Origin of the sequence: Ancylobacter crimeensis, assembly GCF_023016805.1 — a bacterium.
GTDB classification, from domain to species: Bacteria; Pseudomonadota; Alphaproteobacteria; order Rhizobiales; family Xanthobacteraceae; genus Ancylobacter; species Ancylobacter crimeensis.
The window spans coordinates 57,791-79,989 of record NZ_JALKCH010000005.1 but is presented as its reverse complement, the minus strand read 5'-3'; the positions used below and the strand labels follow the sequence as shown (position 1 = coordinate 79,989).

Here is a 22,199-nt window from a genome sequence, read left to right as displayed (position 1 = left end):
ATGCGCCTCGCCAACATCTTCCAGCTCGGCATCAAGGAACTGCGCGGCCTCGGCCGCGACCCGATGCTGATGGTGCTGATCGTTTATTCCTTCACCGTCTCGATCTACACAGCATCCACCGCCATGCCGGAGACGCTGAACCGCGCCGCCATCGCGATCGTGGACGAGGACCAGTCGCCGGTGTCGTCGCGCATCATCACGGCGTTCTATCCACCCTATTTCACCGTGCCGAAGCTGATCTCATCCCATGAGATGGACCGGCGCATGGACGCCGGGCAGGACACCTTCGCCCTCGACATCCCGCCGAATTTCCAGCGCGACCTGCTGGCGGGCCGCTCGCCGAGCATCCAGCTCAATGTCGATGCCACCCGCATGTCGCAGGCCTTCACCGGCGGCAGCTATATCCAGTCCATTGTCTCCGGCGAGGTGAGCGAGTTTCTCGAACGGGAGCGACGCGCCACGACCGTCCCCGTGGACCTCGCTCTTCGCGCACGCTTCAATCCGCAGCTCGACAAGGGCTGGTTCGGCTCGGTGACGAATGTCATCTCCTCGATCACGATGCTGTCGATCATCCTGACCGGCGCCGCGCTGATCCGCGAGCGCGAGCACGGCACGATCGAGCACCTGCTGGTGATGCCGGTGACGCCCACCGAGATCATGCTGAGCAAGATCTGGTCGATGGGTCTGGTGGTTCTGGTGGCAACCGCGGTTTCGCTCATCGTCATCGTCCAGGGGGCCCTGAAAGTGCCCCTCAACGGCTCGGTCGCCCTGTTCCTGGTGGGCACCGCTCTCCAGCTCTTCGCGACCACGTCCATGGGGATCCTGCTGGCCACGGTCGCCGGCACCATGCCGCAATTCGGGCTGCTGCTGGTGCTCATCCTGCTGCCGCTGCAGGTGCTGTCCGGCGGCACCACACCGCGCGAGAGCATGCCGCAGATCATCCAGGACATCATGCTGCTGGCGCCGAACACCCATTTCGTGATCCTGGCCCAGTCCATCCTGTTCCGCGGCGCCGGCATCTCGGTGGTGTGGCCGCAATTCCTCGCGCTGATCGGCATCGGCGGCGCGTTGTTCATCCTCGCGCTGCGACGCTTCCGACAGTTTTTGCGCTGACGAGGCATGTCCCCTCGACAGCGATGCTCCGTGCCGCAATGCTGCGCGGATCGAGACCTACCGAATCGTCATGTCTGCATGTTTCGCCTGCTTCACAGTTCCGACCTGCATATCGGCAAGCGCTTCGGCCATCTGCCCGACGACATAAGGGGCCGCCTGCGCGAAGCCCGTCACGGCGCACTCGCGCGCCTCGCCGACGCGGCGCGACAGGGCGGGGTCTCGGCGGTCCTGTTGGCCGGAGACACCTTCGACACCGAAACGCCGACGCCCGCCATGCTTCATCAGGCGCTCGCCGCCATGGCGGACCATCCCGATCTCGTCTGGATCATCCTGCCCGGCAACCACGATTCCCTGCTCGCGGATGAGCTATGGGCGGCGGCACGCGGCGCACTGCCGCCCAATGTCCGGCTAGCCGCGACGCCGGAACCCATAGCACTCACCCCGAACGTCGTGCTGCTGCCTGCGCCCTGCACCACCCGGCGACCGGGCCGGGACCTCACCGAATGGATGGGCACGGCGGCGACGCCCGAGGGAATGCTCCGCATCGGTCTCGCCCATGGCCCGGTGCAGGACTTCTCCGAGGACGGCGCCGGTACCGACATCATCGCTCCCGACCGGCCGGAACGCGCCGGGCTGGATTATCTCGCGCTCGGCGACTGGCACGGCCAGGTCCGCATCGGTCCGCGGGCCTGGTACAGCGGCACGCCGGAGCCGGATCGCTTCAAGCACGACCGCGCCGGCCATGCGCTGCTGGTTTCCATCGCCGGACCGGGCGCGCAACCCGAGGTGACGCCGGTGGAAACCGGCCGTTTCCTCTGGACGACCCGCGAGCTTGCCCTTCTTGGCGACGAGGTGATGGCGGATGCGCTCGGCTCGGTGCTCCCGGCCTCCGGGCGCCGCGATATCCTGCTGCGGCTGATGGTGGGCGGCCGGGCCCGCATCGCGGCGCGCACCGAGCTTTCCGCGATCTTCGACACCCTCGCCCCGCACTTCGCCCATGCGGAGATGGAGGCTTCCGGGCTCGTCACCCTGTGCGAGACCACCGATCTCGACCTGATCGACCGTGCCGGTGCGCTCCGGCAGGCGGCGGAGGATCTGCGGACCGCCGGCGAGGACGGCGCCGCTCCCGCCGCCGATCGCGACATCGCCCGCGAAGCGCTGGTGCGGCTGTTCACCTATTGTCAGGCGATCGAGACGGCATGAAGCTCCGGGCCCTGCGTCTTCACAATGTCCGCCGCTTCGCCGGCCGCGGGGTCGCGATCGAGAATATCGGCGACGGCGTCAACGTGCTGTGCGCGGCCAATGAATTCGGCAAGTCGACCTGTTTCGATGCATTGCATGCGCTGTTCTTCCTGCCCCATGGCAGCACCAAGCAGGCCGTCACCGCCCTGCGCCCCTATAGCGGCGGCAATCCGTTGATCGAGGCCGACATCGTGACCGGGCGCGGCCGGCTGCGCATCGCCAAGCAGTTCTTCGGCGGCCGCCGCGCCAGCGTCACCGATCTCGACACCGGCCGTCTGCTCGCGCAGGCCGATGAAGCGGAGCGCATTCTCGCCGAGCTGGTGCATGGCGGCATGGGAGGGCCGGCCGGGCTGCTCTGGGTTCGACAGGGCATCACCGGCATCGAGCCGCGGGCGAAGGGCGACGAGGAAGGCGAGAAGCGGGCGCGCGAGAGCGTGCTGTCCTCGGTGCGCGGCGAGGTCGAGGCGCTTACCGGCGGGCGCCGCATGGCGGATGTCCAGGCCGCCTGCGAGGAGGATCTCGCCCGCTATGTGACCGCCACCGGGCGCGACAAGGCGGGCGGGCCGCTGGCCGAAGCAAGGAAAGAATGCGAGCGTCTTCAGGATGTTGAGCAGCGCCTGGCACGCGACGTGCGCGACCTGCAGGACGCGCTGGACGCCCGGCGCCGGGCCCGCGCGCGTCTTGCCGAGCTGGAGGACGCCGACGAGGATGCCGCCCGTCGCCGCGCGCTCGATGAGGCGGAGCAGGCGCTCGCGGCCGCCCGCAGCCATGGCGAGGCTCTGCAGCGCGCCGAGACGGCGGCCAGCATCGCTCAAGGCCGTTTCGAGCGGGCGCGGACGGCGCTCGAGGGTTTCCGCGAAATATTGAGTCACCTCGGCGTTACCCGCGTGCGACAGGCCGAGGCGCTGCGCCGCCGCGATCAGGCGCTGGAGCGGCAGCTTCAGGTATTTGCCGAGGTTGAGACGACGGCACGGCAGGTCGAGGAGGCCGAGCAGGCGGAAAGCATGGCGCGCGAGGCCCTGTCGCGACTGGAGCGCGGTGAACATGCACGCGAGGCCGCGCGACGGCTCGCGCTCGTCACCTCGACCCTTGAACAGGCAGACGAAGCGCACAAGACATTGGAAATACTGGAGGAAAAACGTCGCGACCGGGAGATGCCCGACGGACGGATCGAAGCTCTGGAGCGCATCGAGACGGAGATCGTCGGGCTTCGCGCAGCCGAGACGGCGCAGGCGCCTGTGCTTCGCATCGACTACGAGCCCGATGCGCCGGCGGTCACCCTCGACGGTTCCGCGCTGGCCGATGGCGAGGAACATCCGGTCGCCGGCCCTGCCGTGCTGACCCTCCCGGGCATCGGCCGTCTTTCGGTCACGCCGCGACACCGCTCCGCGGCCGAGGCGCTGGGCCCGGCGCTGGAGCGTCGGCAGGGGATTCTGGCGGCGCTGGGGGTCGAAAACCTTGCAGGGGCGCGCCGTCGCCAGATCGAGGCGCAGGCCCTGCAAAGCGAGGCGGAGTTAGCCCGACAGCGCCTGATTCTTCTGGCGCCACAGGGGCTTGGCGCCATGCGCGGCGAGGCGGAGCGGCTCGGCACCGAGGTCGCCTCGTTCCCTGATGACGCCCCCGCCGGCGATCTTCCCGCCGCCCGCCTCTCCTTTGCCGCGGCGACCCGCGCGGTCACCGAAAGCCGCAATGCACGCCGCACCCTGCAGCCGGCGCGGGATGCGGCGGATGCGGCGCTCGTCGCAGCGGAAAAGGCCCTTGCCGCCCTCTCGGCGGAGCGCGAGGGGCTGGACCTCCGGCTCGGGCCGGAGGCCGACCGGGCGGAGCGCGAGGCGGGGCTGGTGCGGGAGGTCAGTCAGTGCAGTGTGGCGAACAGTGAGTCCGGTCAGGCCGTCGCCGTGCTGAGGGCTTCCGCCCCCGACCCGGAAGCCGCCGAGGCGAGCCTCGCCCGCCGCCGTTCCGCCCTCGCCGCCGCGGTGGCGGAGACCGGGCGGCTGCGCGAGCAGCTTGCCGACCTCAATGGCCGGATCCACACCCGCTCCACCGACGCGGTGGAGGAGGACTGGCGGGAGGCGGCCGAGGCGCTGTCGCAGGCACAGGCCACGCTCGCCCGCCTCGAGCGCGAGGTGGCGGTGCTCACCCGGCTGCGCGACACCCTCGCCGCTGCCCGCACCGCCGCACGCGAGCATTATTTCGAGCCGGTGATGCGCGAATTGCGGCCGCTGCTGCAGTCCATGTTCGACGATGCCACCGTGGCGTTCGACGACGACACGCTGCTGCCGCGCACCGTGCAGCGCAACGGGCAGGTCGAGGAGGTGGAACGCCTCAGCGGCGGCATGCGCGAGCAGCTCGCCGTGCTCACCCGCCTCGCCTTCGCCCGACTGCTGGCGAAGGACGGGCGGCCGGCGCCGGTCATCCTCGACGATGCCCTCGTCTATTCCGACGATGACCGCATCGAGAAGATGTTCGATGCCCTGCACCGGCAGTCCCGCGAGCAGCAGATCATCGTGTTCTCCTGCCGCCAGCGTGCCTTCGCCCGGCTCGGCGGCACCGCGCTGACGCTCACCGACTGGACGCCCGGCTGAACGCCGCTCACTCCCCGCGCGGGTAACGCTGCGAATCCTCCAGGATGTTCAGGTCCATGTGGTTGCGCATGTAGCGCTCCGAGGCCTTCTGCAGCGGCTGGAAGTCCCACGGATAATAGGCCCCGTTGCGCAGCGCCTCATAGACCACGTGGCGACGGGCCTGGCTGGCCCGCACCTCGGCGTCGAAGCGGGAGAGGTCCCAGCGCGCATTCATCGCCTCGGTCATCCGCACCAGCACCGGTGCGCAGGCGGGATCGGCGGCGCGGTTGACGCGCTCGTGGGGATCCTCGTCGAGGTTGGTCAGCACCGGCGGATCGAGCTCGCACAGCACCAGCTTCCACGGGCCCTCGCGCAATGCCACCAGCGGGGCGTAGGAGCCCTCGGCGGCATATTCCATCGGCACCGGGCCGCGTCCGCCGGTTCCCCGCGCCAGCGGGACGAGGCTCTCTCCATCGGTCCACGGCATGACGCCGGACAGGTCGAGGCTCGCGAGGTCGGCCAGCGTCGGCAGCACGTCGAGCGTAGAGGCCGGCATGTCGATCCGGCCCGCCGGCAGGCCGGGAGCGCTGATCATCAGCGGCACGCGGGCCGAGCCCTCGAAGAAGTTCATCTTGAACCAGAGCCCGCGCTCGCCGAGCATGTCGCCATGGTCGGAGACGAACACCACGATGGTGTCCTGCGCCATCCGCCCGCGCTCCAGCACGTCGAGCAGTTCGCCGATCTTCTCGTCGACATAGGAGATGTTGGCGAAATAGGCCCGGCGCGAGCGGCGCACATCCTCGGGCGTCACCACGCTCTTGTCGTGGTCGCTCGCCAGCATCAGGCGCTGGGAATGCGGATCCTGCCGCGCGAAGGGGATGGGCGGCACCACCGGATCGAGGGCCGGGCAATCCTCATAGAGGTCCCAGAACCGGCGGCGCGCCACATAGGGGTCGTGCGGGTGGGTGAAGCTCACCGTCAGGCACCAGGGGCGCTCGTCCTGCCGGCGGGAGAGGTCGTAGAGCTTGCGCGCGGCGTGATAGGCGACCTCGTCATCATATTCGAGCTGGTTGGTGATCTCGGCAACGCCGGCCCCGGTCACCGAGCCGAGATTGTGATACCACCAGTCGATCCGCTCGCCGGGCTTGGTGTAGTCCGGGGTCCAGCCGAAATCGGCGGGGTAGATATCGGTGGTGAGGCGCTCCTCGAAACCGTGGAGCTGGTCCGGCCCGACGAAGTGCATCTTGCCGGACAGCGCGGTGTGATAGCCGGCGCGGCGCAGATGGTGCGCATAGGTCGGGATGTCCGAAGTGAACTCGGCGGCATTGTCATAGACCCGGGTGCGGCGCGGCAATTGCCCGGACATGAAGGAGGCCCGCGCCGGCGCGCAGAGCGGGCTCGCCGTGTAGCTGTTGGCGAAGCGTGCCGAGCGCGCCGCCAGCGCCTTCAGGTTCGGCGCATGCAGGAAATCCGCCGGCCCGTCCGGGAACAGGGTCCCGTTGAGCTGATCGACCATCAGGATCAGGATGTTCGGGCGGGCGGGCGTCGCGGTCATGGGCTGGTTCACGCTTGTCGGATGGGCGTTGGGATGGATGGTTCAGGGATCGGGCAGCACCGAGCCGCAGGTCCGGCCGGGCCGGGCAACGATCCCGCCTCAACAGCTTCGCCTCCGGCGGGATCACGACCGGAAAGTGAATGCCGTCATGGCGGGCTTGGCCCGGACATCCACGCCGTCCGGCCGGGAACGGTGCCGGCCAAGATGTGGATCCCCGGGCCGCGCCGGGGATGACGGTGTGCGAGCGGACCGGTTCGTTGCGGCGCGGCACGGTTGAAGCGCCGCCTTGCCCTCCTGCCCGAAGTCGCCCCGGAAAGGCCGCAGCCTTATCCGGCATCGTGGGGGCTCTGCCGGGGGAACAATCCCCACCTTCAGGCTGCGCCTCCGGTCGTGATGGGAGCCGAAATGACAGCCGGGAAGGACGAGCCATCATGACCCGGCCGTCCATGCCGTCCGGCCGGGAACGTGCCCAGCCCGGACTTGGTCCCCGGGCCGGGCCCGGGGATGACGGCGGGTCGGGGGGTTGGCCGGCGATAGGGCGGCCTCACGCGGCGCCGCCCTCCATCGCCTGCCGCCGCGCGGCGCCCCTGCTCCCTGGCCTCACAGCCCCAGTTCGGCCTTCACGGCCGGAAGGCCCGGCTTGCCGTCGAAGGTGGTGACGCCCTTCAGCCAGCCGTCGAGCACGGCGGGGTTGGCCTTCAGCCACGCCTTGGCGGCGGCCTTCGGCTCCTGTCCGTCATCGAGGATCTTGCCCATCATGGCGTTCTCCATCGGCAGGTCGAAGGTGAGCTGCTTGAAGAAGGTCGCCGCATTGGGGCAGTCCGCCGGCCAGCCGGTGCGCGCCAGCGTGCGCACGTCGGCGCCGCCGTAGTTCTTGCCGAAATAGGCGTCGCCGCCCGACAGATAGGTGAGGTCGAAGGCGTTGTTCATCGGGTGCGGGGCCCAGGCGAGGAACACGATCCAGCCCTTGCTGCCCTGCTGGCGCTTCACCTGCGCGAGCATGGCCTGCTCGCCGGATTCCACCACCTTCCAGCCCTTCAGGCCGAAATCATCGGCGTCGATCATCTTCTGGATGTTGGCATTGGCCGGCGCGCCGGGCTCAATGCCGTAGATCTGGCTGCCGAACCTGTCGGCATGGGCGGCGAGGTCCTTGAAGTCCTTCACCCCCTCGGCGGCGACGTAGCTCGGCACCGCGAGGGTGAACTTGGCGCCGGTGAGGTTGGTGTTCAGCACCTCGATCGCCTTGGCCTCGTTCAGCGCGTCGATGAACTTCTGCTGCGCCGGCATCCAGTTGCCGAGGAAGACATCGACCTGCTTGTTCTTCATCGACTCATAGCCGATCGGTACCGACAGGGTCTTCACGTCCTGGGTGTAGCCGAGGCCGGCGAGCACCACGCCGGCCAGCGCGTTGGTGGAGGTGATGTCGGTCCAGCCGGGATCCGACATGCGGATGATCTTGCAGGTGGGGGCATCGGCCGCGACGGCGGGAGCAAGGGCCAGCCCGGCGATCACGGCCGCGGCGGCGAAAAGGGAACGCATCATCGGTGGAACCTCTGGGAAGGGAGTGGCGGGACCCCGCAAGGGGGTTGCCGGTTTCCGGTCTGTCCCCCGCCTTGCATTGGCGGGTATCAGACCGTTAGATGGGTGATGTTGTGAAGCTGCCTCTTTTCGATATCTGACCACAAGATTCTTTATGGCTGAACGCCCGCTCGATCTTGGCTGGATTCGCGTGCTGGAGGCGGTGGGCCGGCTCGGCAGCCTGACCGCCGCCGCCCACGAGCTCGGCCTCTCGCAGCCAGCGGTCAGCTACACCATCCGCCAGCTCGAGGACCAGCTCGGCACCACGCTCCTCGCCCGCGGGCCGAGGGGCAGCACGCTCTCCGCCGCAGGGCGGGTGCTGCACCGGGCGGCCGCCACCGCCCAGGCCGGCATAGACGACAGCACCCGCACCATCCGCCGCATGGGCCGGCAGAAGGTGGTGCGGCTCTTCACCGACTACGGCTTCGCCTCGTTCTGGATGATGCCGCGGGTCGCACGGTTCCGGCGGGTCCACCCGGATGCGCAGGTGCACATCATCGCCTCCGCGAGCGCCGATCCCGGCATCGACGATGCCGGCGACGTCGCGGTGCTGTTCGGCGCGCGGGGCGACTTTCCGGTCGAGGCGGTGCAGCTTTTCGAGGAGCGGGTGGTGCCGGTGTGCGGGCCGGGCTTCGCCGCCCGCCACGGGCTGGCCGAGCATCCGGAACGGATCGGGGCCATGGCGCTGCTGCATCTTGAAAGCACGCCCCGCCCGCGCTGGTTCGGCTGGCGCGACTGGTTCGCGGCGCAGGGAACGGCCCGCCAGCCCCACAGCGGCGACCTCGGCCTCAACACCTACGGCATGGTGGTGCAGGCGGCGATCGCCGAGCAGGGCGTGGCGCTGGGTTGGTCGGGCCTCATCGATTCCGCCCTCAAGGACGGCACTCTGGTCGCCATCGGCGCGCCGCTGGAGCGTTCCGAGCACGGCTACTGGCTGCTGCCGGGCCCGGACCTCACCGAACCGGCCCGCGACCTGATCGACTGGATCATCGCCGAAGTCGCGCGCGAGCGGGAGGCGGCGCCGTGACCGGACCGCGCTCGACATTCGGCGAGGCGGATGGCACGAGACGTGCCGGCTTCGGCTGCTTCGAAAGAGTTTCTGCGAGATGACGGAACGCGCATGCTGACCAACAAGGGCAAATACGGCCTCAAGGCGATGATCCACCTCGCCGCGCTTGAGGCCGGGCAGATCGCCATGGGCGCCGAGATCGCCGCGGCCAACAACATCCCGAAGAAGTTCCTCGACGCCATCCTGCTCGAACTGCGCAATGCCGGCATGGTGCGCACCAAAAAGGGTCCCGGCGGGGGCTATGCGCTCTCGCAATCGCCGAAGAACATCCGCGTCGGCCACATCATCCGCGCGCTGGATGGTCCGCTGGCGCCCATCCAGTGCGCCAGCAAGAGCGCCTTCGTGCCCTGCGAGGATTGCCGCGACCTGCCGAGCTGCGAGGTCCGCATCACCATGGCCAAGGTGCGCGACGCCATCTCCGACATCCTCGACCGCATGACGCTGGAGGAGATGGTCGCCTTCGGCAAGACCGCCCATCCCGACCTGATGTATCATATCTGACGCTCATTCCGCCGCGCTTGCCGCCCGCCGCGGCAGCGCTGCCGCCAGCCCTTCCGCCACCCGCACCGCATGGCGGGTGACCTCGGGCAATCCCATCAGCTCACCGAAGGTGCCGCGTGCCAGCGGGCCGGCGACGAAAAGGTCTGGCGCTGCGGTGCCGTCGGCACCCAGCGCGCGGCCCGCGCCATCCACCGCGATGCCGAGCCCGACCGGATCGGGCCCCGCCAGCCCGCGCGCCTTCAGGGCGGACAGGAGCGGATCGTCGTCGAACAGCCGTCCATGGGCCGGCCCGGTGGCGAGCACCACCGCATCGAAGATCCGTTCCACTTCGCGCCCGTCGCGCAACCGCAGGCGCACCGCGATGCCCGCCGGCCGACCCTCGGCCGCGACGAGCCCGGCGCGGTGGAGGTGGAGCGTGCACTCGGCGAGCCGGCGGTCGAGCACCGCCTCGACCTGCGGGGCGATGCGGAAGCGGTGCACGTCCCAGAACGGGCGCAGATGCCGGACCAGCCGGCGCTTTTCCCCCAAGGGCAGCGCCTGCCAGATCGCCCCGCCCTGCTGGCGCACCGCGTCGAGCACCGCGTGCCAGGAGATGCCGGCCGTGTCGGCCCGCTCGATCTCCGCACGCACCCGGCGCACCAGTTCGCGCACCGTGCGGGCGGGAGATTCCGCGAAATCGCCGACCGCCTCATGGGCGCGCGCCGGATGACCGCGCGAGCGCAGGCCGCGGCGCGAGATGGCGGTGACCGGCCCCTCATGGCCGCGGGTGTCCAGCCCGGCGACGATGTCGGCCATGGTGAGCCCGGTGCCGACGATGAGCACGCGGTCCTCCGGTGCGATCGAATCCAGTGCGCCGGCCCGCCACGGATCGGCGACGAGCCGGGGATCGCCCGCCAGCCCCGCCATCCGCGCCGGCAGGCCCGGCGGAGGATGAGCGACGGCGAGAACCAGAAGCTCCGTCTCCACCAGGGAGCCGTCGGCACAGCGCAGGCGATAGCCGCCCGCGCCGCGCTGCACCTCGCACGCCGTCGTCTTCAGATGCAGCACCCGCGCCCCCAGGGCGGCCACCTCGTCGGCGACGTAGCGTCCGAAGACATGGCGCGCCGGGAAGTTCCGCCCGTCCGGCATCCGCGCGGCGGGGTCGGCATCGAGCAGGCCGGAGGCATCCAGCCATCGCGCGAAATGCTCCGGCTCCTCCGGGCGCAACGTCATGCGCGCCGCCGGCACGTTGATGCGGTGGCTCGGATCGACGGCACCATAGGCGACACCCCGTCCGATCTCGTCGCGCGGTTCGATGACGACCACGTGCTCGAGGTCGGGCCGCGCCGTCATGAGGTGCCAGGCGACAGCGGCCCCCGAGAAGCCCCCGCCGATGATGGCGACGCGGGTGCGGATCGGCCCCTCGCTCACGACTGCGCCACCGCGCGGACCGGCGGGCGGCGGTCATTCGCGATGGTCTCGCCGAACGGCCCGGTATTGACCGAAAGCGTGCCGCCTTCGACGCGGTGGTTCAGCTTCAGATGCGGCAATACCAGCTCGGCCACGCGATAGGCCTCCTCCAGATGCGGGTAGCCGGAGAGAATAAAGCTGTCGATGCCGAGATCGACATATTCCTGCATGCGCGCCGCGACGGTGCGGCCGTCGCCGACCAGCGCGGTGCCCGCCCCGCCGCGCACCAAACCGACCCCGGCCCATAGATTCGGGCTCACCTCCAGCCGGTCGCGCCGGCCGCCATGGAGCGCGCTCATCCGCGCCTGCCCGACGGAATCGAGCCGCGCGAACACCTTCTGCGCCGCTGCGATGGTGTCCTCATCGAGATGGCTGATGAGGTCCTCCGCCGCCTCCCATGCCTTCGCCGTGGTCTCGCGGGCGATGACGTGCAGGCGGATGCCGAAGCGCACCGTGCGTCCCGCGGCCTCCGCCCGCGCCCGCACCTCGGCGATCTTGGCGGCCACCGCCGCGGGCGGCTCGCCCCAGGTGAGGTAGGTGTCGACATGGGTCGCCGCGACCGCGTTCGCCGCCGCCGAGGAGCCGCCGAAATAGAGCGGCGGATAGGGCTTCTGCTCCGGCGGGAACAGGATATGGGCATCCTCCACCCGGATATGCTTGCCGGCAAAGCTCACATGCTCGCCCGCCAGCAGCCGGCGATAGACCTGCAGGAACTCGTCCGTGACCTCATAGCGCGCGTCATGGCTGAGGAAGATGCCGTCGCCGGCATTCTCCACCGGGTCGCCGCCAGTCACGATGTTGACGAGCAGGCGCCCGCTCGAGAGGCGGTCGAGCGTCGCCGTCATCCGGGCATAAAGCGTCGGCGAGGCGAGGCCGGGGCGCACCGCCACGAGATAGCGCAGATTGCGCGTCGCCGGCGCCAGCGCCGAGGCGACCAGCCAGGAATCCTCGCAGCTTTTGCCGGTGGGAATCAGCACTCCGTAATAGCCGAGCTGGTCGGCCGCCTGCGCCACCTGGCGCAGATAGTCGATGCTCACCTGCCGTCCGCCGGCGGTTGTGCCGAGATAGCGCCCGTCGCCGTGGGTCGGCAGGAACCAGAGGACGTTGACACCGTCGGTGGGCGTCGGGATCGGATCGGAAAGCGGCATTGGGCGGTCCTTGAGGTTTCTGCGGCGTCAGGCTGCGGGCGACGCCGCGTAGGCGTTTGCCTTGGCGGCCGCGGGCCGCGCATGGCGCAGAAGGCCGAGCACCTGCTGCTTGAGGTGAAGAAGATCGGCGCCGGTGCGGGCGCGCGGGCGCGGCAGGTCGATGGTCAGCACCTGCGTGATGCGGCCGGGTTTCGGCTGCATCACCACCACCCGGTCGGCAAGCACCAGCGCTTCCTCAATGTCGTGCGTCACCAGCACGAGGGTCGGCCGCGTGTCGCTCCACAGCGCCAGGAGATGGCCCTGCAGATCCTCGCGGATGAAGGCGTCGAGCGCGGAGAAGGGCTCGTCCAGCAGCAGCACGCGCGGCTCGACGACGAGGGCGCGCGCCAGCGCCACCCGCTGGGCCTGTCCGCCGGACAATTCGCGCGGCCAGCGCCCGCCATAATCGGGCAGGCCGATACGCGCCAGCGCGGCGGCGATGCGGGCCTCGCGGGCGGGTCGGGAGAGGTGGGTGAGCCCGAAGCCGATATTGCCGGCAACCGTGAGCCAGGGCAGCAGGCGTGGCTCCTGGAACACGATGCCGATGGCCGGGTGCGGCCCGGCGAGCGGCACGCCGTCCAGCGCGATGCGCCCGGCGCTCGCCCCCTCCAGGCCCGCGACGAGGCGCAGAAGCGTGCTCTTGCCGCAGCCCGAGCCGCCGACGATGGCAAGGATCTCGCCGGGCGCGACCTCCAGCGTGACGCCGGCCAGCGCCTCCGCGCCATTGGGATAGGTCTTTCCGACATGACGCAGGCTCAGCATGGCTCACGCCTCCGCGGCGGTTCACCGGGCACCACATCTTGGGCGACGTCCTGCCAGCGCAGGAACGGCGCGGCGGCCGCGACCAGCAGCGTGTCGGTGAGCTTGCCAAGCAGCGCGAAGACGAGAATGGCGGCGAGGATCTGCGCCGGCTTGCCGAGCTGCTGGCCATCGACCAGCAGATAGCCGAGCCCTTCCGACGCCCCCATGAACTCGGCGGCGACCACGAACATCCAGCCGAGCCCGAGGCCGGAGCGCAGCGCCACGACGTAATGAGGCAGCACCGCCGGGAACAGGATGCGGCGGGCGAGCGCCAGCCGGCCGAGCCGGAAGCTGCGTCCTACCTCGACGATGCGGCGGTCCACCGTGCGGATGGCGCCGAGCGTGCCGAGATAGACCGGGAAGGCGACGCCGACCGCGATCAGCATGATCTTCGACGCCTCGAAGATGCCGAACCACAGGATGAACAACGGCACCCAGGCGATGGAGGGAATGGCGCGCAACGCCTGCAGCGTCGGGTCGAGCGCCGCCCGCACTCCGGCGAAGGTGCCGGTCAGTACGCCCAGCGCAGTGCCGGCAAGGACGCCGAGCGCGAAGCCCGCCGCCATGCGCGCCAGCGTCGCGCGGATGTGAAGAGCGAGATCGCCGCCCTGCGCCAGATCGAGCAGCGTGGCGCCGAGCACGCTGGGCGGCGGCATCAGCCGGCCATTGGCGAGCCCGGCCCGCACCGCCAGCTCCCACGCCAGCGCGGCGCCGGCCGGCACCAGGAGGCCGAGCAGCCACCGGCCCTGCCGGCGGATGCGCAGGCGCGTGTCCGCCCGCTGCGGGACGCCGCGCGTCAGGGGCAGGCCTTCCACATGGCTCATGACCGTCTCCCGCTGTCCCGCATCCACGCTCAGGGTTTCGCGGCGAGGTCGGCCGGCAGGAAGGAGGGGTCGATGAGGCCGGCCACCGCCGCCTTCACGTCCACCTCCGGCTTCAGCACGCCGGCCTTCTGCAGGGCGAGGCCGGCGGCGTTCAGCGTCTCGGCCTGCACCGGGCCGATAGCGGCATGGCTCAGATCGGTGCGGGCGAGCTGGCGCTCGATGACCGGGGGCGGCAGCTTGGTCGCACCCTCCAGCAGGCTGGCGAGTTCCTTCGGGTGGGCGAGCGACCATTGCCGGGCCTTCTCATAGGCCGCGATCACCCGGCGCACGAGGTCGGGATGCTCCTGCGCGAAGGCCTCGCGCACATCGAGCACGCCCCAGCTGTTGGCCGCCGGGTTGCGGTAGAACAGGCGGGCGCCGTCCTCGATCTCGGCGGAGGCCATGATCGGGTCGAGCCCGGCCCAGGCATCGACATCGCCGCGCGCGAGCGCCAGCCGGCCATCGGCGTGCTGCAGCAGGACGAGACGCACGTCCTTCTCGGTCAGCCCCTTCTCCGCCAGCGCGCGGATGAGGAAGATGTGCGGGTCCGTGCCCCGCGTCACCGCGATGCTCTTTCCCTTGAGGTCCGCCACCGAGGCGATGGGGCTGTTCTTCCCGGTGACGAGCGCCGTCCATTCCGGCTGCGAATAGACATAGACCGCCTTTACCGGATTGCCGTTGATGCGCCCCACCAGCGCCGCAGCGCCCGCCGTCGAACCGATGTCCAGCGAGCCGGCATTGAGGAATTCCAGCGCCTTGTTGGAGCCAGCGGACTGAACCCAGCGCACGCCAATGCCGTCCTTCGCCAGGTCGTCCTCCAGGAAGCTCCTGTCCTTCAGAACGATGGAGACCGGATTGTAAGTCGCCCAGTCGAGCCTCACCTCCTCGGGCGAGGCGGCGCGCACGGCCGCAGGGACCAGAAGGGCGGCGAACAGGGCGGCGACGCGCAGAAGGCCGGAAAAGACGTGGGGCATGATGAATTCTCCTTAGATCATCGTTTTAATAGACTATAAATTCACACCCCTCAACCGGCCTGTTCGCTAAACTCCCGGCTTATTTCTGGCATTGAACGCGGCAACGGGACGGTTCGCCGCAATCTGCCCTGCCCTCCGATGCCGCCTTCTCCACCCATGGATGCCATGCCCAGCGCCTCCCCATCGATCCGTGACGCCGAGCCCGCCGACCTGCCGGCGATCGCCGCCATCTATGCCCATCACGTCCTCCACGGCCTCGCGAGCTTCGAGGAGGTGCCGCCGGACATTGACGAGATAGCCGCCCGCCGGGCCGCAGTGCTGGCCCAGGGCCTGCCTTATCTGGTAGCGGAGCTGGACGGTACGGTGGCTGGCTTCTGCTATGCCGGCGCCTATCGCCCGCGCCCGGCCTACCGCCACACGGTCGAGGATTCGGTCTATGTCGCCGACGGGTTGAACGGGCGCGGTGTCGGGCGGACGCTGCTCGGCACCCTGATCGCCCGCTGCGAGGAAGGGTCATGGCGGCAGATGCTGGCGGTGATCGGCGACAGCGGCAATGCCGGCTCGATCGGCCTGCACCGCAGCCTCGGCTTCCGTCCCGCCGGAACACTGGAGGCGGTCGGCTTCAAATTCGGGCGCTGGGTGGATTCGGTGCTGATGCAGCGTCCGCTCGGCCCCGGGCGCAACAGCCCGCCCGGCCCGTGCTGACGCGGCTCACGCAAACGTCAGACGCATCCGCGCCATCATGGGACCATGCTGCGGCGGCGCGGGGAACGCAGCGGGCGGCTCGCGCCTTGTCCGGTCGAGAGAACCTGTCCATGCGGTCGCATCCGCACGAGGACGAGGGAGCCCGCGATGCCCGCCCGCCACCATCCCGCCTTCGTCTGCCGTCCCGCTTTCGCATGCCTTGCCGTGCTCGGTGCGGCGCTGCTGCTCGCCGGCTGCAAGAACGAGCCGCCCCTGCCCGAAAGCGCCGAATATGGTCCCGACCCGGTGCTGCCGCCGGCGCGGCACTCCTGGATTCCGACCCTGAAGGTCGCCGATGCGGTGGGCTGGCAGAAGGGCGCGCTGCCGAAGGCGGCAGACGGGTTCCAGGTCGCGGCCTTCGCCACCGGCCTCGACCATCCGCGCTGGCTCTATGAACTGCCGAACGGCGACATCCTCGTCGCCGAGACCAGCGCTCCGCCCAAGCCCCCGGGCAGGACCGAGGGGCTGCGCGGCTGGATCCAGTCATTGTTCATGAAGAAGGCCGGCGCCCAGACCCCCAGCCCGAACCGCATCCTGCTGCTGCGCGACGAGAATGGTGACGGCGTCGCCGAGACCAAGACCGACTTCCTTACCGGCCTCAACTCGCCCTTCGGCATGGCCCTGATCGGCGACCAGCTCTATGTCGCCAATGCCGACGCGGTGCTGCGCTTTCCCTACAAGGAGGGCGCGACGACGATCACCGAGCCGGGCGTGAAGGTCGCGGACCTGCCGGCGGGGCGCAACCATCACTGGACCAAGAGCCTCGTTGCCAGCCCGGACGGGACGACGCTCTATGTCGGTGTCGGCTCGAATTCCAATGTCGCCGAAAACGGCATGGCCGAGGAGCAGGGGCGCGCCGCGATCTGGCGGATCGACCTCGCCACCGGCAAGGCCGGCATCTATGCGAGCGGTCTGCGCAATCCGGTCGGCATGGATTTCAATCCCGCGGACGGCCGGCTCTGGGTCTCGGTGAACGAGCGCGACGAGATCGGCAACCACATCGTGCCGGACTACATGACCGCGGTGCAGGACGGCGGCTTTTATGGCTGGCCGTGGTCCTATTACGGCGGCAATGTCGATGCCCGGGTGACCCCGCCCGAGCCCGCCATGGTGGCGAGGGCCATCAAGCCCGATTATGCGCTCGGCGCCCACACCGCCTCCCTCGGCTTCACCTTCGTGAAGACCCCGGCCTTCGGCGCCCGCTTCGAGGGGGGAGCCATCATCGGCCAGCACGGCTCATGGAACCGCAGGCCGCAGGCGGGCTACAAGGTGGTCTTCGTGCGCTTCGAAAATGGCAGGCCGGTCGGGATGCCGGAGCCGATCCTCACCGGCTTTCTCAACAAGGCGGGCGAGGCACAGGGCCGCCCGGTCGGGGTGCTGCTGGACCGGCGCGGCGGGCTGCTGGTGGCCGACGATGTCGGCAACACGGTCTGGCGGGTGCTGAGCCGGCAGGCGACCACGGCGCGTTCCGGCCCGTCCTCCGGTTTCGGCTCGGCCTGGAGCCTGGCGGCCACGCAGGAGGGCGATTGAACGGTCATCAGGTGAGATCGGCAAGATCGCGCGTCGGCCGGCCTGCCTCGGCCGACCCCTGCACGACGATGGAGACCTCGGCGCCGTCGCGGATGGCGAGGGACGCCGCGGCGACGGCGGCCTCGAACGCCGCTTCCTTCGTCGAATAATCCATACCGGCCTTGCCATTGTGCGCGACCTGCCACGCGCCGCTCGCGGGTCCGTTGCCGCCGACCACTTCGTAGATTTCGCTGCGCATTGGCGTCTCCCTGCACACCCCTCGTGCATCAACCGGCACGTCACCGCCGCGTTCCATTCCCGGAGCGACCCGCATGAACGAGCCCGACCCCTTCGACCTCGGCCGCTTCCTGCGCGCGCAGGACGGCAGCTTCGACGCAGCCCTCGCCGAGATCCGGGCCGGACGCAAGGCGAGCCACTGGATGTGGTTCGTCTTCCCGCAACTGCGCGGGCTCGGCTCGTCGCCGATGGCGCAACGCTACGCCATCGGCTCGCTGGCCGAGGCACGGGCCTATCTCGATCATCCGGTGCTCGGCCCACGCCTTGCCATCATCACCGAGGCCGTGATCGACCACGCCGACACGCCGCTGCGAGCCCTGTTTGGCACGCCGGACGATCTGAAATACCGGTCCTCGATGACGCTGTTCGCGCTGGCTCGACAAGAGCCGGCCCGCCCGGAGGGGGCCGCACTGTGGCGGCGGGCGCTGGCGGTGCATTGTCGGGGCGAGGAGTGCCCACGCACCCTCGCCCTGCTGGCGACACGGCCGCCAGCATGAAGGTTCACAGCTTCGCCAGAAGCTCCGCCTTCTTGGCGGCATATTCCCGCTCGCTGACGATGCCGCGGCGATAGAGATCGGTGAGCCGCTCCAGCCGGGCGCCGATGTCGCCCTCCGCGGAGGCGGTGTCCGGTGCGGGGGACGCGGCGGGCGTGGCGCCGGCCTCCGGCGCTCCTTCGCTGGCGCCGTCCACCACCTGGAAATCGCTCAGCCGCACGGTGCCCTGCTGGCTGGCGAAGGCAAGATCCTGCCCGGACGACTGCTGCTGGGAGACGCCGGACAGGATATGGGCGCCGGTGTCGTAAAGCGTCACCGTGCCCCCCTGACGGACCGCGAGGCGGCGGGAGGTCGGGAAGACGGCGTAGGCCATGTCGTTCTGCCCGCCGCTCGACGAGGGCGAGCCGAGTTCGTCCGGCCACCAGTTGCGCGGCCCGCCCATGGAGCCGGACGCAGCCGCCGAAGCGGAGCTACCCCCTTCCAACGCCGACACCTCCTCGCACAGCCGGGCGACCCGGTGGGCGAGGTCGTGGTTGAACATGTCGCCGACCATGATCATGCCGCCGCGCGACCACTGCCCCATGCCGCCGAGATCGGAATGATTGAACTGCGCCATGTGGCCGCCGCCGCGCTGCAAGGCCGCGAAGACCTCCCGCGCCGCATCGGCGCTGAAGCCGAGGCCCGAGGCGATATCTTGAAGGCGGCTGTCGATGTTTTGGCCCATGATGCGGTTCCACTGCGCGCAAGGCGTGATGTGCCCCGATAACCGGAAGCGGGTGGCAAGGTTCCGCGTGCACGGCGCCCGCGCGCCCCATCGGCGCCCCGGCCGGCCGGAACGCGCGGGCGCCCTGCGCGTTGCGAAGAGCGGCGGTATCGCGGGACGCACTCGCGGGCCCGGCCGCGGAGGGGCGTTCCATGGTCACCATCCTGATCCTCATCATCCTTCTGGTGCTGCTCGGCGGCGGCTTTTTCGGCCATCGCACCGGATCGCGGCGCGGGCTCATCGGCGGCCTCGTGATGGCGCTGGTGGTGGCCTTCATCATCCTCGCGATCGCCGGCTTCATCAGCGACGAGGTGGTGGTAGGGCCGGGCGTCGCCCCCATCATGGAGGGCCCCGGGGCGCCCAAAAACCCGTGAGCCCGGCCCCCCAGCCGAACCCGTTCCTGCGACTCAGCCCTGACCGAGGACGGGCGCGCCGTCCAGCAGGTCGCGCACCCGCGCGGCAAGATCGGCATAGGTGAAGGGCTTGGTGATCAACTCGACCCCGGCATCGAGCCGCCCGTGATGCACGATGGCGTTGCGGGCATAGCCGGTGGTGAACAGCACCTTGAGTTCCGGCCGCCGCTCGCGGGCCAGCCGGGCGAGATCGGCTCCGGTCCGCCCGCCGGGCAGCACCACGTCGGTGAAGAGCAGGTCCACCCGGTCGCCGCGCTCGATGATGGCGAGCGCCGCCTCCGCATCCTCCGCCTCGAGCACGCGGTAGCCGAGCTCGCGCAGCACCTCCAGCGAATAGGTGCGCACCCCGGCATCGTCCTCGCAGACCAGAACCGTCTCGTTGCGCCCCGCCTCCGGCGCCGGCGCGCTGTCCGCCTCGTCCTCCGCTTCCGCCGGACCGACGAACCGCGGCAGGAAGATCTTCACCGAGGTGCCGTGGCCGGGTTCGGAATAGATCTTCACATGGCCGCCGGACTGGCGCACGAAGCCGTAGACCATGCTGAGCCCCAGCCCGGTGCCGCGCCCCACCTCCTTGGTGGTGAAGAACGGCTCGAAGGCCCGGCCGATCGTCGCCTCGTCCATGCCGCTGCCGGTGTCCGAAACGCTCAGCACCACATACTGGCCGGCCGGCAGCTCGGCGTGGCGTGCGGCGGCCTCGTCCATCCAGGCGTTCGAGGTCTCGATGGTGAGCTTGCCGCCCTCGGGCATGGCGTCGCGGGCGTTGATAGCGAGGTTGAGGATGGCGTTTTCGAGCTGGTTGGGATCGGCCTCCACCGGCCAGAGCCGCGCCGCTTCCACCGTCTCGATCTCGATGGTCTCGCCCAGCGTGCGGTGCAGCAGCTCCGACATGCCCGCGACCAGCCGGTTCGGCTCCAGCCGGCGCGGAGCGAGCGGCTGCTGCCGGGCGAAGGCGAGCAGGCGCTGGGTCAGCGTCGCGGCACGCCGCGCCCCGGTCATGGCGTGGTCCAGCGAGCGGTGCAGCCGCGCCGGCTCGGCAGGCAGGTTGCGGCCGATGATTTCGAGATTGCCGGTGACGATCTGCAAAAGGTTGTTGAAGTCGTGCGCGATTCCCCCGGTGAGCTGGCCGACGGTTTCCATCTTCTGCGCGTGGCGCAGGTTTTCCTCGGCCTGCCGGAGCGCTTCGGCGGCCTGCTTCTCGGCGGTGATGTCGCGGGCGACGCAATAGATCAGCTCGCCCTGCGGCGCCGCTGTCCAGGAGAACCAGCGATAGCTGCCGTCGCGGGCCCGCAGCCGCGCCTGCAACCGCTCGCCGGCGGCGCCAGCCGCCAGCCGCGCCAGCCCGCCGGGTACCTCGCTCTGCTCGTCGGGATGCGCCATCCAGCGGGCGTCGCGCCCGATCAGCTCGTCGTTCGTCCAGCCGAGGATCTCGGTCCAGGCCGGGCTGGCGCTGATCCAGGTGCCGTCGCGGTCGATGACGAGGAAGGGATCGCGGGCGAGCGTCCAGATCCGGTCGCGCTCCTGGGTGCGGGCGGCGACCTGCTCCTCGAGACTGCGGTTGAGATATTGCTGGGCCTGGAACAGCCGCGCATTGTCGATCCCGATGGCGGCTTGGGCGGCGAGGCCCCGGATCAGCCGTTCGGCGCGTTCGGTGAAGATGCCCGGCTGGCCGTGGCCGTAGAACAGCCCGCCCAGCACGGCGCCGGAACGCGAGACCACGGGCACGGCGAGATAGGAGCGCACCGCGCTGCCGCCCTCCCCCTCCGGCCCGTAGAGCCCGGCGGCGATGCGGGCGGCATCGGTGGTAAGGTCGTCGCAGCGCAGCGGGCCGCCCTCGAAGGTGGCGGTGAGCAAAGCGGGCGGGATCGGCATGGGAAAGCCGGGCACCCGGCCCTGCGCGGTGCAGGGATCGGCGACGCGGGACCCATCCTCAACCCGGTTCAGGAAGCCGCCGAAGGCCGCCCCGCTCAGTGCCGCGCCGGCTCCCACCACGCTCTCCACCAGCCGGTCGAGATCGAGCTCCGCCGCCACCTGCATCGCGGTGCCGTTGAGCGTCTCCAGCGCATAGGTTTCCTCGCGCAGCGCCCGGCTGGCGGCGGCGAGGGCGGCTTCGGCGGCCTTGTCGGCGGTGATGTCGCGCACCGTGCCGACGAAGCGGCGGGCGGTTCCGGCCTCGAAGATCGTGCGGCCGGTCGCCTCGATCCAGCGCTCGATGCCATCCTCAATGCCGATGGTGCGGTACTCGACATCATATTGCCCCGTCCCGCCTTCCTCCAGCGCGCCCGCCACCGCCGCGACGGTGCGCGCGCGGTCGTCCGGATGGAGGCCGGCGAGGAAGGAGCCCTCATAGGTCACCGGCGCGTCGGGAGAGAGCCCGAACAGCCGCCGGCAGCGTTCGTCCCACAGCAGCGTGCCGCTGACCGGGTCGTAATCCCAGATGCCGATATCGGCGGCCCGGGTCGCCAGCGTCAGCCGCTCCGAGGATTCCTTGAGCGCCGCCTGCGCGCGGATGCGGGGCGTCGTCTCGTTGACGATGCACAGCACCCCGCCGACCGAGCCGTCATCGTCGGCGACCGGGGAATAGGAGATGTCGAAATAGACGCTCTCCCCGAAGCCGTGGCGCTCGATATAGAAGGGCCGGTCATTGGCGTGCAGCGTCTCGCCGGTGTCCCGAACATGGGCGAGCAGGGGGTGGAGATCGCTCCACAGCTCGGACCAATATTCGTGCGCCGGCCGGCCCAGCGCATGGGGATGCTTGGCGCCGATGGTGGGGCTGTAGGCGTCATTGTAGAGCGCGCAGAAATCGGGTCCCCAGAACAGCACGATCTGCGCCCGCGCCGGCAGCAGCATCCGCACCGCATGGCCCAGCGCCGCGCTCCAGCCCGCCTGGAGGCCGAGCGGGGAGCGGGTCCAGTCGTGGCTCTCGATCAGCCGGCCCATCTCGCTCTGCGCGCTGCGCGCGACCCGCCAGCCGGGAACCGTGCCGTCCGTGGGCCTGGCACCGGCGGTGGTGGTGGACGGGTTGTGCATGCGGACGAACCTGGCGGATGCAGATGGAGGTGATGCTGAGCGCTAACAGCCGAGCA

General features: G+C 70.1%; 19 protein-coding genes. 9 read left to right on the top strand and 10 right to left on the bottom strand.

The window, feature by feature from the left end:
• From MWN34_RS08530 to MWN34_RS08520, 3 genes are all read left to right on the top strand, one after another.
• The gene (locus MWN34_RS08530; RefSeq protein WP_247028494.1) at positions 1-1,113 is read left to right on the top strand and encodes an ABC transporter permease; all 1,113 of its coding nucleotides are present in this window, start codon (positions 1-3) and stop codon (positions 1,111-1,113) included.
• Between the two features lie 78 nt (positions 1,114-1,191).
• A complete protein-coding gene (locus tag MWN34_RS08525; RefSeq protein ID WP_247028492.1) occupies positions 1,192-2,316 on the top strand; it encodes a metallophosphoesterase family protein in 1,125 nt (374 codons plus the stop codon).
• On the top strand, positions 2,313-4,940 hold the full coding sequence (locus MWN34_RS08520) for an AAA family ATPase (RefSeq protein WP_247028491.1): 2,628 nt from the start codon (positions 2,313-2,315) through the stop codon (positions 4,938-4,940). The genes MWN34_RS08525 and MWN34_RS08520 overlap by 4 nt, the downstream gene beginning before the upstream one ends.
• 7 nt (positions 4,941-4,947) lie before the next feature.
• On the opposite strand, the gene betC is transcribed toward MWN34_RS08520, so the two are convergent.
• Both betC and choX read right to left on the bottom strand, forming a co-directional pair.
• A complete protein-coding gene (gene betC / locus MWN34_RS08515) occupies positions 4,948-6,474 on the bottom strand; it encodes a choline-sulfatase (protein WP_247028488.1) in 1,527 nt (508 codons plus the stop codon).
• A 600-nt stretch (positions 6,475-7,074) separates the two neighbouring features.
• Entirely contained in the window at positions 7,075-8,016 is a 942-nt protein-coding gene (choX, locus tag MWN34_RS08510; protein WP_425532075.1) for a choline ABC transporter substrate-binding protein, read from the bottom strand.
• A 151-nt stretch (positions 8,017-8,167) separates the two neighbouring features.
• Between choX and MWN34_RS08505 the strand changes: the two genes are divergently transcribed.
• Together MWN34_RS08505 and MWN34_RS08500 are read left to right on the top strand one after the other, a co-directional pair.
• On the top strand, positions 8,168-9,079 hold the full coding sequence (locus tag MWN34_RS08505) for a LysR substrate-binding domain-containing protein (protein WP_247028486.1): 912 nt from the start codon (positions 8,168-8,170) through the stop codon (positions 9,077-9,079).
• Between the two features lie 93 nt (positions 9,080-9,172).
• Positions 9,173-9,622, top strand: coding sequence for an RrF2 family transcriptional regulator (locus MWN34_RS08500; protein WP_247028484.1), 450 nt, complete (start codon positions 9,173-9,175; stop codon positions 9,620-9,622).
• Between the two features lie 3 nt (positions 9,623-9,625).
• On the opposite strand, the gene MWN34_RS08495 is transcribed toward MWN34_RS08500, so the two are convergent.
• The 5 genes from MWN34_RS08495 to MWN34_RS08475 are packed head-to-tail and all read right to left on the bottom strand — an operon-like array spanning position 9,626 to position 14,896.
• Entirely contained in the window at positions 9,626-11,032 is a 1,407-nt protein-coding gene (locus MWN34_RS08495) for an FAD/NAD(P)-binding protein (protein ID WP_247028482.1), read from the bottom strand.
• Entirely contained in the window at positions 11,029-12,219 is a 1,191-nt protein-coding gene (gene ssuD / locus MWN34_RS08490; protein WP_247028481.1) for an FMNH2-dependent alkanesulfonate monooxygenase, read from the bottom strand. Before ssuD ends, MWN34_RS08495 begins: the two co-directional genes overlap by 4 nt.
• A 27-nt stretch (positions 12,220-12,246) precedes the next feature.
• Positions 12,247-13,020, bottom strand: coding sequence for an ABC transporter ATP-binding protein (locus MWN34_RS08485; RefSeq protein ID WP_247028479.1), 774 nt, complete (start codon positions 13,018-13,020; stop codon positions 12,247-12,249).
• The gene (locus tag MWN34_RS08480) at positions 13,014-13,883 is read right to left on the bottom strand and encodes an ABC transporter permease (protein WP_247028476.1); all 870 of its coding nucleotides are present in this window, start codon (positions 13,881-13,883) and stop codon (positions 13,014-13,016) included. Before MWN34_RS08480 ends, MWN34_RS08485 begins: the two co-directional genes overlap by 7 nt.
• A 29-nt stretch (positions 13,884-13,912) precedes the next feature.
• On the bottom strand, positions 13,913-14,896 hold the full coding sequence (locus tag MWN34_RS08475) for an aliphatic sulfonate ABC transporter substrate-binding protein (RefSeq protein ID WP_247028475.1): 984 nt from the start codon (positions 14,894-14,896) through the stop codon (positions 13,913-13,915).
• A gap of 165 nt (positions 14,897-15,061) precedes the next feature.
• Between MWN34_RS08475 and MWN34_RS08470 the strand changes: the two genes are divergently transcribed.
• Positions 15,062-15,601 (top strand): GNAT family N-acetyltransferase, encoded by a 540-nt coding sequence (locus MWN34_RS08470; protein ID WP_247028473.1) that lies wholly within the window; start codon positions 15,062-15,064, stop codon positions 15,599-15,601.
• A 147-nt stretch (positions 15,602-15,748) separates the two neighbouring features.
• Positions 15,749-17,170, top strand: coding sequence for a PQQ-dependent sugar dehydrogenase (locus MWN34_RS08465; RefSeq protein ID WP_247028471.1), 1,422 nt, complete (start codon positions 15,749-15,751; stop codon positions 17,168-17,170).
• Positions 17,171-17,177: 7 nt separating this feature from the next.
• Here the strand turns inward: MWN34_RS08465 and MWN34_RS08460 are convergent, their stop codons facing one another.
• Positions 17,178-17,408: a DUF2188 domain-containing protein gene (locus tag MWN34_RS08460; protein WP_247028469.1), complete on the bottom strand. Its 231-nt coding sequence runs from the start codon at positions 17,406-17,408 to the stop codon at positions 17,178-17,180.
• A gap of 73 nt (positions 17,409-17,481) precedes the next feature.
• Between MWN34_RS08460 and MWN34_RS08455 the strand changes: the two genes are divergently transcribed.
• The gene (locus MWN34_RS08455) at positions 17,482-17,943 is read left to right on the top strand and encodes a DUF1810 domain-containing protein (RefSeq protein ID WP_247028467.1); all 462 of its coding nucleotides are present in this window, start codon (positions 17,482-17,484) and stop codon (positions 17,941-17,943) included.
• A 4-nt stretch (positions 17,944-17,947) separates the two neighbouring features.
• On the opposite strand, the gene MWN34_RS08450 is transcribed toward MWN34_RS08455, so the two are convergent.
• Positions 17,948-18,664: an SHOCT domain-containing protein gene (locus MWN34_RS08450; RefSeq protein ID WP_247028465.1), complete on the bottom strand. Its 717-nt coding sequence runs from the start codon at positions 18,662-18,664 to the stop codon at positions 17,948-17,950.
• 191 nt (positions 18,665-18,855) lie between these two features.
• On the opposite strand from MWN34_RS08450, the gene MWN34_RS08445 reads away from it, so the two are divergent.
• Positions 18,856-19,077 (top strand): hypothetical protein, encoded by a 222-nt coding sequence (locus tag MWN34_RS08445; RefSeq protein ID WP_247028463.1) that lies wholly within the window; start codon positions 18,856-18,858, stop codon positions 19,075-19,077.
• 33 nt (positions 19,078-19,110) lie between these two features.
• Here MWN34_RS08445 and MWN34_RS08440 read toward each other — a convergent pair whose 3' ends face one another.
• Positions 19,111-22,143, bottom strand: coding sequence for a PAS domain S-box protein (locus MWN34_RS08440; RefSeq protein ID WP_247028461.1), 3,033 nt, complete (start codon positions 22,141-22,143; stop codon positions 19,111-19,113).
• Between the last annotated feature and the right edge of the window lie 56 nt (positions 22,144-22,199).

Bases quoted from the DNA above. Each gene is read 5' to 3' on its own strand.
- MWN34_RS08440 (WP_247028461.1), bottom strand. From the start codon at position 22,143: ATGCACAACCCGTCCACCACCACCGCCGGTGCCAGGCCCACGGACGGC.
- choX (WP_425532075.1), bottom strand. From the start codon at position 8,016: ATGATGCGTTCCCTTTTCGCCGCCGCGGCCGTGATCGCCGGGCTGGCC.
- MWN34_RS08470 (WP_247028473.1), top strand. From the start codon at position 15,062: ATGCCCAGCGCCTCCCCATCGATCCGTGACGCCGAGCCCGCCGACCTG.
- MWN34_RS08480 (WP_247028476.1), bottom strand. From the start codon at position 13,883: ATGAGCCATGTGGAAGGCCTGCCCCTGACGCGCGGCGTCCCGCAGCGG.
- MWN34_RS08525 (WP_247028492.1), top strand. From the start codon at position 1,192: ATGTTTCGCCTGCTTCACAGTTCCGACCTGCATATCGGCAAGCGCTTC.
- MWN34_RS08460 (WP_247028469.1), bottom strand. From the start codon at position 17,408: ATGCGCAGCGAAATCTACGAAGTGGTCGGCGGCAACGGACCCGCGAGC.
- MWN34_RS08475 (WP_247028475.1), bottom strand. From the start codon at position 14,896: ATGCCCCACGTCTTTTCCGGCCTTCTGCGCGTCGCCGCCCTGTTCGCC.
- MWN34_RS08445 (WP_247028463.1), top strand. From the start codon at position 18,856: ATGGTCACCATCCTGATCCTCATCATCCTTCTGGTGCTGCTCGGCGGC.
- MWN34_RS08455 (WP_247028467.1), top strand. From the start codon at position 17,482: ATGAACGAGCCCGACCCCTTCGACCTCGGCCGCTTCCTGCGCGCGCAG.
- MWN34_RS08505 (WP_247028486.1), top strand. From the start codon at position 8,168: ATGGCTGAACGCCCGCTCGATCTTGGCTGGATTCGCGTGCTGGAGGCG.
- MWN34_RS08465 (WP_247028471.1), top strand. From the start codon at position 15,749: ATGCCCGCCCGCCACCATCCCGCCTTCGTCTGCCGTCCCGCTTTCGCA.
- MWN34_RS08485 (WP_247028479.1), bottom strand. From the start codon at position 13,020: ATGCTGAGCCTGCGTCATGTCGGAAAGACCTATCCCAATGGCGCGGAG.
- MWN34_RS08520 (WP_247028491.1), top strand. From the start codon at position 2,313: ATGAAGCTCCGGGCCCTGCGTCTTCACAATGTCCGCCGCTTCGCCGGC.
- MWN34_RS08530 (WP_247028494.1), top strand. From the start codon at position 1: ATGCGCCTCGCCAACATCTTCCAGCTCGGCATCAAGGAACTGCGCGGC.
- ssuD (WP_247028481.1), bottom strand. From the start codon at position 12,219: ATGCCGCTTTCCGATCCGATCCCGACGCCCACCGACGGTGTCAACGTC.
- betC (WP_247028488.1), bottom strand. From the start codon at position 6,474: ATGACCGCGACGCCCGCCCGCCCGAACATCCTGATCCTGATGGTCGAT.
- MWN34_RS08450 (WP_247028465.1), bottom strand. From the start codon at position 18,664: ATGGGCCAAAACATCGACAGCCGCCTTCAAGATATCGCCTCGGGCCTC.
- MWN34_RS08500 (WP_247028484.1), top strand. From the start codon at position 9,173: ATGCTGACCAACAAGGGCAAATACGGCCTCAAGGCGATGATCCACCTC.